The organism is Gordonia sp. NPDC062954, from assembly GCF_044543825.1.
Classification (GTDB): Bacteria; Actinomycetota; Actinomycetes; order Mycobacteriales; family Mycobacteriaceae; genus Gordonia; species Gordonia tangerina.
Genome location: NZ_JBITWL010000052.1, coordinates 1 through 9416 on the forward strand (window position 1 = coordinate 1; position 9416 = coordinate 9416).

Genomic DNA, 9416 nt, shown 5'->3' on the forward strand with positions numbered 1-9416 from the left:
CCGCCCCATCACGAAACTCCCGGTCGTACTTCTTCCGCTTCTCTGGCATCGTGCTCCTCATTATCGATGCCTCTACGGTTCGGGGGGAACCTCAACCCCCCACCAGTGGGGACTTTCTCATGGCCACGGACACCCCCGCATGCGCGGCGATCGTGCGCAGCCCCGGCGACGGTAACCCCACCGCCAGACCCAGCCACAACCGCAGGACTTCTCTGATCTCTTCCACAGCAACCTCCCGATAGCCCATGCCGCCGCCCCTTCCATGACTGCTCGTCACGGCCGAGTCAACGGGACCTGACCCCGGACCTTGGACACGTTGAATCCCGCAGTTCGCGGGGAGAAGCGAGATGATCAAGGTATGGCTCGGAGACACTATTCAGAGCAGTTTCGTCAGGACGCGGTGGACTTGTACGAGTCGACCCCCGGGGCCACGGTGCGCGGTATCGCCGCCGATCTTGGGGTCGAGCGCGGCACGTTGCGTCACTGGCTTGAGCGCTACGGCACCGGCCGCAAGACCGCTGCCGATGGCAGCGGGGCGGTCAGCCCGCTCAAGGCCCGCAACGGCGATGGGCCCGCTGTGGTGGGGCCAGAAAGCGCTGAGGCCAAGATCGCACGGTTGGAGAGGGAGAACGCGGCACTGCGTAGCGAGAAGCTCAAGCTGAGCACCGAACGGGAGATTTTGCGTCAGGCGGCCAAGTATTTCGCCGGGGAGACGAACTGGTGAGCCGCTTCCAGTTCGTCGCCGACCACCTCGACACCTACCCGGTCAAGTGGCTATGCGATCTCCTCGAGATCGCGTGTTCGTCGTTTTACGCCTGGCGCAAGGCGGCCCCGCGCCGGGCGGCTCGTGCGGAAGCTGATCATGTTTTGGCGCAACGTATTCGTGAGGTTCACGATGGTGACAGCACCTGTGGTGCACCGCGGATTACCGCGGAACTCAACGATGGGGTGGCGCTGGAGAACCGGGTCAATCACAAACGGGTGGCGCGGGTGATGCGCGCCCACGGCATTGTCGGTTATCGGCGGCGCCGTCGTGTGGTCACCACGATCCCTGAACCTGCCGATCGCATAGTCCCTGACCTGGTGGAACGCGATTTCACCGCGCCCGCCACGAACCGGGTGTATGTCGGCGATATCACGTATCTGCCGATCGCCGATGGCTCCAACCTGTACCTGGCTACGGTGATCGACTGCTACTCCCGACGGTTGACGGGGTGGGCGGTGGCCGATCATATGCGCACCGATCTCGTTGCCGATGCCTTGCAAGCGGCACAACAGACGCGAGGGTCGTTGTCGGGAGCGGTCTTTCACTCCGATCACGGCTCGGTCTACACCAGCAAGGCCTACGCCAACCTGTGCGCTGAACTCGGCGTGACCCAGTCCATGGGAGCGGTGGGCACCAGCGCCGACAATGCGATGGCCGAGTCGTTCAACGCCACGCTCAAACGCGAGGTCCTTCAAGATGAGCAGTCCTGGCCCGATGAGTTCACCTGCCGGCGTGAAGTCTTTGGGTGGCTCGTGCGTTACAACAACCGCCGAAGACACTCGTGGTGCGGGCACCAATCACCACTCACCTACGAAAACCGTTACGCTGCTACACTTCTACACGCAGCATAAATCCCACCCTGTGTCCAAGATCCGGGGTCAAGGCCCAACGGACAAAACAAGAGACCACCAGCGCAACGCGCCGGTGGTCCCATAACTGGCAATCCAGGTGGTCCCATCCCGATGGCAAAAATCAGCTCACAGCGGTCCCTTCACCGTGGCAAATGACACTCGCGGTACCTGACGCTTCGGCGAGAGTGTTGTCGGAGGAGTCGCGCACAGTGCTGACCGAGGGGTCGACTTTAAACTCGATCAGCCGGTCGGCATAGGCCAGCGATATGTATTGGGGGTTCATTTGGTCGACGCAAGACCATGAAGTACCCCAGGTTTAGTTCCTATGTGGTTGCGAGGGCCGGGGCGGCCGACTCGCAGATAGCTGAGGCGCCGTTGAGGGCGGCCTCGAACTCTGTGGGTGGTTGATAGTCGAGCGCTTCGTGTAGACGCTGTTGGTTGTACCACCAGACCCATTCGCAGGTGGCAAGCCCCACCTGCTCGACGGTGCGCCAAGGCCGACGCTGCCTGATCAGCTCGGTCCGTATGGTAGCCGCAACATGCCAACCGACGATCACGCGGGTGCAGGCATCGGTGACAAATTCGGTGTAGGCGAAGCCCTGCCAGGTTCGCACGCAGGTGATGTCGACGACCCATAGCTGGGACGACCCGTAGCTGGTTGGGTCGATCGGCACGAAACTGTCGCTGAACTCGGTCGGTAGGTCTGGCCGTGGTCGGGTCGGGACGGGTGGTGAAAGCCTTCGCTGCCCGCTGCACTCCGCGGACCCCGGCCAGTCGCATCAGCCGCCGGGTCTGATTCTCGGCCGATGTGGTGGCCGGCGCCGGCGGTGGTAGGTCCGTTCGATCCAGGTGACGATTGCGATCCGTAGCTGTTCACGGGTGTCCCAGCGTTGACGGTCGAGCACGTTGCGTTGCAGGAGCGCGAAGAAGATCTCCATAGCTGCGTTGTCCCCTCACGCCCCGACCTTGCCCATCGACCCCGTTGGACCGTGAGTATTCAAGGCGTGTAGGAATTTCCGCGACCGGAGCTGTGACCCTCGATCCGAGTGAACGATGCAGCCGGCCACCTCACCACGACGGGCCAGCGCGCTGTGCAACGCTGCCACGGCCAGTCGGGACTTTCATCCGGGAATCGATGCTGTAGCCGACGATCCGCCCTGAGTGCACGTCCTTGATTGCACACAGATAGAGCTTGCCCTCACGGGTGTGGTGTTCGGTGATACCAGTGAGCCACAACCGATGTGGCTCCTCGGCGGTGAAGTCGCGCTGGACCAGATCATCGTGGACTGGTGGTCCCGGTCGTCGGCCGTTACGACCTCGCTTCTTGCCGAACACCGACCACCAGGCGTTGTCGCGGCAGATCCGCCACGCGGTCCGCTCGGCCATCGACTCACCCACGGTGGCGGCTTCCCCGGCGAGGAATCGGTAGCCGAATTTCGGGTCCTCGCGGTGGGCATCGAACAGGGCATTCGCCCGATACGCCGCGGCCAGCTTGGCATTGGTGACCGGGCTGGCCAGCCACCGGTAGTAGGGCTGGCGCGAGAGCTGAAGTACCCGACACGACACGCGACGGCAATCCCGTCGGCGGCGAGCTCTTTCACGAGCGGGTACAGCCTTTTCCCGGCAGGTTCGCCTGCGATAGATACGCCGCCGCTCGACGCAGCACCTCGTTCTCCTGCTCAAGCAGGCGGATCCGCTTACGGGCCTCGCGCAGTTCAGCGGACTCGGTCGAGGTCACGCCAGGGCTGCGACCCCCATCAATATTCGCGCGTCGCATCCACTTGTGCAGCGTCATCGGGTGCACACCGAAGTCGTTGGCGACCTGCTCGATCGTGACGCCTTCTCCACGATCACGAGCCACCCGGATCGCATCGTCTCGGAGCTCCTGGGGGTACGGCTTGGGCACAGCTACATCCTTCCCGACCGCCCGAAGGCAAGCCAGATCAGATGTCACCTATCCGTGCAGCAGTCCCTAGCGACAGTCCCGCGCGGATACTGGGGAACTAAACCAGGAGTACGTTAAACGGTTTCGTTGTTCGGCCACCAGCTGGTTTTGCCTAGTAGTGTCGCGATGGCCGGCACGACGATGGTGCGCACTATAAAGGTGTCGAGCAGTAGTCCGATACCGATGATCAGTCCAACTTGGGTCATGATGGAGATCGAGCCAGCCATGAGGCCGAACATGCTGGCAGCGAAGATGAGGCCGGCCGAGGTGATGACCGATCCGGTGTTGGTGACGGTTCGTAGAACGCCGATTCGTATGTTGTTCTGGGATTCCTCGCGTAGGCGAGAGATGAGCAGCATGTTGTAGTCTGCGCCGACGGCGACGAGGACTATGAAAGCCAATAGCGGTACAGGCCAGGCGATCTCGGTTTTGAGGATGTGTTGGAAGATTAGGACGCCGATGCCCAGTGCCGCGGTGTAGTTGAGGACGACGGTTCCTAGGAGATACAGCGGTGCGATGAGTGCTCGGAGGAGAAGGATTAGGATCAGGCCGACGATGATGAGGGTTGCCAGTGCCAGGAGTTGAAAGTCGTCGGCGAGTAGGCGTTGCAGGTCGGCGTTGATGGCGGGGAATCCGGCGATTGCGATGTGGGAGTCCTCCAGGGTGGTGTTCGGTCTGGCGGCGTTTGCAACATCGGTGATGGTGTTGGTCAGTTGTATGGCTTCGGTGCTGTAGGGGTCGAAGCTGGTTTGTATTGCGTAGCGCACGGTATGGCCGTCGGGCGAGACGAATTGGCGAGCGACATCGACAAAGCGGCGGTCTGCGTTGGCTTGAGGTGGCAGGTAGAAGCCGGTCGCGGAGTCTGTTCCGGCGGTTTCGCGGGCGGAGGTTTGGAGTTGCGTGGCTAGGGTGGCCATCCCGGCTAGTTGCTGAAGGTTGCTGTCGATCAGCGCGGACACGCCGTCGGCGAGTTGTCGTGATCCTGCGGCGAGCTGACTCACGCCAGTTTGGAGTTGAGTGATCTTAGCGGGCAGGTCTTGGTTGTTGATGGTGCTCAGGGTGGAGTTGAGGGAGTTGACGGTTGCGGTGAGTTGGTCGGTGACCGTCGTGAGGGGTGTGTCTAGTTGTGCGAGTTGTGTTGACAGGGTGGTGATCTGGTCGAGCAGTCCACTCCCTAGTGTGGCGTTGAGGTCGCGAATCTGTGCGCGCAGGGTTGCGCACTGGGGGACTTGGGCGCACCAGGGCGCTGAGTCGAGGAGGGGTAGGATTGAGGTCACTGTTGTCAGCGCCGCGGATGTTTGGCGGGTCAGGGCGGCAAGTTGTGGGGCGTTCTGTGAGGCGCGGTCGAGTGCGGGCGCGGACGCGGCGAGCTGGCGCAGGAGTGGTTGGTACTGCTGGATTTGTTGACCGGCGGTGCTTGCTTGGGTGAGGATACCGGCGAGTGGCGTCAGGTTGAGGCGTAGCTGGGTGTCGAGTTGGGCCAGCCCGTCGGCGAGCTGGTTGGCACCGGAGCGCAACTGCTCGAGGTCGCCTTTTCGTTGCTGGCCGTCTGCGACGGCGCCTGCCACCTGGTCCCCGATCTGACCGTTCTGCCACGACAGCTCGGCCTGTTCGAGTTTGTCGCCGGTGGGGCGGGTGACGCCGATGACGCGAGTCACCCCGGGAATTTGGGATACCCGCGAAGCCATCTGCTCGAGGTCGGCAAGTCCGCTGGCGGTGCGTAGGTCGATCGGCGCATCCACCACAAGAAACTCAGCAACCGTCACATCTGTGGGGAAATGGCGGTCAAGCAGCGCATATCCCTGGTTGCTGTCGGTCGTCGCGGGTTGGCCCTGGCGGTCGTCATAGGTGATGTGGATACCCATCGCGATCGTGCTCAGCACGATCAGCCCCACCATCGTTATAGCGAGAAGGGGGACTGGGCGGCGGACGACAAGCACCGCCACGCGATTCCAGTACTTGCGCGTGAGGTCTCGTCGGGGGTTGCCCCAACCGAAGCGGGCTGCCCACTGCAGCACCGGCGGCAGCAAGGTGACAGTGGCGAGGAACCCGATGAGGATCGCGATCGCGCAGGCCGGACCCAAGGTGGAAAAGACGCTCAGTTCGCCGAACGCCATAGCCAGGAATGCCAGTGCCACCGTCGCCGCCGAGGCCAAGATGACCCGTCCGATCGTCGCTGTAGCGTCCACAAGAGCATCCGCGGTAGGCGCGCCTTGGCGCAACCGCTCGTGATAGCGGCTGATGAAAAAGACTGAGTAGTCCACCCCGGCCCCGAGCAGAATGACCGTCATGAATGCGACGGTGAACTGAGACACCGGCATTCCGAGCTCACCTAGTGCGGACAAGACGCCGCGGCCCACCCCAAGGCTGACACCAATCACCAGCAACGGCACCAGTGCTGTGAACAGCGATCGGTACACCACCAGCAAGATCAGGGCGATCAGCGCGACTGTGGCCAAAGTGATCACGACCAGGTCGCTCTCGGCACTCACGATCTGATCACTGAAGGTGGCTGCGGGTCCGGTGACATGAACCGCGGTACCAGTATCTTCAAACACCCGGCGTGCGGTTTCGCGGACGGTTTCCACCGCATGAGTCGCCGCCGGACCGCCCAGGGTCCCCGAGACCCCGACGGGCAGATACCAGGCCTTGCCATCCTCACTCAACGCCTGGCGGGCAGTGATCGGATCCGACAGCAAGTCACGAACCGATTGCACATCGTCAAAATTTTCACGGAGCTGTAGGACCAACGCGTCGTATCGCTCTCGCGTGACCTCTGTAAGCCCATTCGGGTTCTCCATGGTCACGAAGACAGTGGTCTTAGCGCCCTTTTCCCCGAATGCGCCACCCATTTGATCAAGAGCTTGAAAGGACGGAACCCCTGCAGGGATCGGATCTACCGATTGCTGCCGCACCACCGTCTCCAACTGAGGAAACAGCACCGCCAACACCACCCCGACAGCTATCCACACCCCGATGACCAGGGACTTGTGCGTCAAAGTGAACCGCGCGATTCGTCCCAACGTGGAGCTGTACTCGCTGCGCTCGACCAACGGCCGCCTTGCCAAGCGCTTGTCATCGGGACGATGGACCACCATACGCAGTACCTCACCAACTCATCTGGCCCACAGTGGAACCATCGGTAGCGCTACGCTACAAGTTGTAGCGTAAAAGTGGAAGGCGGTGAGGCTATGTAGGCGGGCGCCGCCTGTGCGCCGCAAGAAAGTCATCGACGAGGCGCTCGAGATCAGCGACATCCATCGCGCGAATCCCGGTGAGCTTGGCGAAGACCAGAGGGCCTGCCAGCTGAGTGATCGCCATGGTCAAGTCCGGATCGTCGAGTTCAGCGGCGGCCGCGCTACTTGTCAACACTCGATCAAAGGGTTCTCGGTACTGGTTGACTACGCGCATCCGCAACGGCCCCAATGCGTTTGGTTCTTCGCCAGGTTGCTTGGGAACCATTGCCAACCAAGCCAGTGTGGTCAACTGCAACGGAGCCTGTTCGATGAGAGCAGCCTGGCGTTGCATCAATGTGACCAGGTCATCGCGAATCGATTGCGAGGTTTCAGGGTTGTCCACCTGAGGCAACAACCGCTCGAAGGCTGCTGCCACCAGGTCCGTGGTGCTCTCAAAATGTCGATACAGCGTGGTGCGGGCTACGCGAGATAGCCGGGTTACAGCCTCCACGGTGACCGCTTCGACCCCACCGCTGCTGAGCAGGGTCGCGGCAGCATCCAACAACCGCGCCCGCGAGCGAACCCGCCTCGGGTCCACATCATCGATATCGGCGATCTCCACCCTTGCCCACTTCCCGCTCCAGACCAACAGCACAAACGATACCGTCGGTAACAGAACGAAACTGCGAGTGCTCGAACACCGAACGAGGACCGCAGAGAGGACCACCCAATGGGCTTCGATCAGCGGCTACCAGCGCACTCGCCATCATGTATGGGATGTGGCAGCGACAACCCCAGCGGACTCCAGCTCGAGGTATACAGGCATGACGACCACGTCTACGCTGATCTAACCTTCGACGAACGCCAATCAGGAGCACCCGGCCTAGCCCATGGCGGTGCCATCTCAGCAGCCTGCGACGACATCATGGGATTCACCCTGTGGATCGCCCGCACACCTGCAGTCACTCGAACACTCACCGTCGAGTACCGACACCCAGTGCCACTGCACACACCCGTGCACCTCGTCGCCACGGTCGTCGATAACACCGCTCGGGCACTCTCCATCAAAGCGGTCGGCACAGTAGGCAAGAAAGCGTATTTCACCGCGAACGCCGTGTTCGTGAAAGTTGACTTAAGTCACTTTCAGAACCACGGAGACCCGGACGCCGCCACAGACCTGATTACTCGATTCCTTCAAGCCGACTAGAATACCGTAACCGCGCCTGCATCTGGTGTTACCCGATACAGCAAGGCTGCATCAACCCTGAGGGCGAGACGTATCTAACCCATTCGCAGCGCCTTACCGCCCTCCCCGTGAACCGAGCGCTTAGCTTGTGAGGTGAGCCCTCCTGGGTGGTCCAGTCGTTGTGGGACTCTGTTGCTCGATTGTTCGAGCAGGAAGAATCAACGACGTCATGACATCGAACAAGCGCCGCCGGCACACGCCGGAGCAGATCATCCGCAAGCTCGCCGAGGGCAATATGCTCCTCGCCGCTGGTCAGGAACTCGACGAGGTGTGCCGGCACCTCGAAGTCGCGGAGTCCACGTGGCATCGCTGGCTGGCCCAGTACGGCGGCATGAAAGCTGATGACGCCAAGCGGCTCAAAGAACTCGAGGCGGAGAACGCCCGACTCAAGAAGCTCGTGGCCAACCAGGCCCTCGACATTGACATGCTCAAGGACCTGTCGTCGGGAAACTTTTGACCCCGAACCGTAAACGCCGCGCCGTGACGGTGCTGCAAGAACGGTTCGGGGTGTCTCAGCGTCGGGCGTGTGCGGTGGTCGGTATCCACCGCTCGACGATGCGCCTGAGGACACAACCAGCGGACGACGAGGACACCAGGCTGAGGGCCTGGCTACGCAGGTTCTCCACCGACCGGCCCCGGTGGGGGTGGCGGCGAGCAGCGAAGATGGCACGCAAATCCGGATGGGCGGTCAACGACAAACGTATTCGTCGACTATGGTGTGAGGAAGGACTTCGAGTGCCCCAGCGCCGCAAAAAGAAGCGGTTGACCGGCGTCGGTGTCACCGTAGGGGCGATGTGTCCTATCCGGCCGAACGTGATCTGGGCGATGGACTTCCAATTCGACACCCTCGCTGATGGTCGTACGATCAAGCTACTCAACATCATTGATGAGTACACCCGAGAGTGCCTGGCCATCGAGATCGGCAGGTCAATCGACGCCGACCAAGTGGTCGCAGTCCTTGACACGCTGGCTTTGACCCGCGGGGCGCCGGTCTACGTGCGGTTCGACAACGGCCCCGAATTCGTCGCCCACGCCGTACGCGACTGGTGCCGATTCACCGGCACCGGAGCCTTGTTCATCGACCCCGGTTCGCCATGGCAGAACGGCTGGATCGAATCGTTCAACGGTCGACTACGCGATGAACTGCTCAACTCGTGGCGCTTCGATTCTCTGCTCGAAGCCCAAGTGATCACCGAGGATTGGAGGACCGACTACAACACCGCCAGGCCCCACAGCGCCCACGGCGAACTCAGCCCCGCTGAATTCGCTCTACAGTGGACCACGACCCACCAATCCCAAGCCGCATAGCGACTGGACCACCAAACGGGTCCCCCTCACCATCAAGTCGCGCATCGCGCTGGAGCCGCAATGGCCGCCCATTCGGTGTGGATAGGTGTCGAGCAATGACTCGGACATTGTCATGGTCTCCCTA

Annotated in this window: 6 protein-coding genes and 1 pseudogene; 3 read left to right on the top strand and 4 right to left on the bottom strand. The window is 61.9% G+C overall.

Features of this window, described 5'->3' with window-relative positions; translation table 11 throughout:
• The first annotated feature begins 358 nt into the window (after window positions 1-358).
• Window positions 359-1617, top strand: a protein-coding gene (locus ACIGKQ_RS24895; protein ID WP_085949121.1) for an IS3 family transposase whose coding sequence is annotated in 2 segments (ribosomal slippage) — window positions 359-704 and window positions 704-1617 — 1260 coding nt in all. Because the reading frame shifts where the segments join, the coding sequence is not laid out codon by codon here.
• 323 nt (window positions 1618-1940) lie between these two features.
• On the opposite strand, the gene ACIGKQ_RS24900 is transcribed toward ACIGKQ_RS24895, so the two are convergent.
• From ACIGKQ_RS24900 to ACIGKQ_RS24915, 4 genes and pseudogenes are all read right to left on the bottom strand, one after another.
• The gene (locus ACIGKQ_RS24900) at window positions 1941-2291 is read right to left on the bottom strand and encodes an integrase core domain-containing protein (protein ID WP_005194698.1); all 351 of its coding nucleotides are present in this window, start codon (window positions 2289-2291) and stop codon (window positions 1941-1943) included.
• Window positions 2292-2396: 105 nt separating this feature from the next.
• Window positions 2397-3523, bottom strand: a pseudogene (locus ACIGKQ_RS24905) (IS3 family transposase).
• Window positions 3524-3636: 113 nt separating this feature from the next.
• Complete coding sequence (locus ACIGKQ_RS24910) at window positions 3637-6660, bottom strand: RND family transporter (RefSeq protein ID WP_005194693.1); 3024 nt, start codon at window positions 6658-6660, stop codon at window positions 3637-3639.
• A 91-nt stretch (window positions 6661-6751) separates the two neighbouring features.
• On the bottom strand, window positions 6752-7360 hold the full coding sequence (locus tag ACIGKQ_RS24915; RefSeq protein WP_005194691.1) for a TetR/AcrR family transcriptional regulator: 609 nt from the start codon (window positions 7358-7360) through the stop codon (window positions 6752-6754).
• Between the two features lie 108 nt (window positions 7361-7468).
• Here ACIGKQ_RS24915 and ACIGKQ_RS24920 point away from each other — a divergent pair, with 108 nt between their 5' ends.
• A complete protein-coding gene (locus ACIGKQ_RS24920; protein ID WP_005194688.1) occupies window positions 7469-7945 on the top strand; it encodes a PaaI family thioesterase in 477 nt (158 codons plus the stop codon).
• Window positions 7946-8153: 208 nt separating this feature from the next.
• A protein-coding gene (locus ACIGKQ_RS24925; RefSeq protein ID WP_085949120.1) for an IS3 family transposase occupies window positions 8154-9292 on the top strand; the annotation gives its coding sequence in 2 pieces (ribosomal slippage) (window positions 8154-8424 and window positions 8424-9292; 1140 coding nt in all).
• Window positions 9293-9416 lie beyond the last annotated feature (124 nt).

Bases quoted from the DNA above. Each gene is read 5' to 3' on its own strand.
- ACIGKQ_RS24910 (WP_005194693.1), bottom strand. From the start codon at position 6,660: ATGGTGGTCCATCGTCCCGATGACAAGCGCTTGGCAAGGCGGCCGTTG.
- ACIGKQ_RS24920 (WP_005194688.1), top strand. From the start codon at position 7,469: ATGGGCTTCGATCAGCGGCTACCAGCGCACTCGCCATCATGTATGGGA.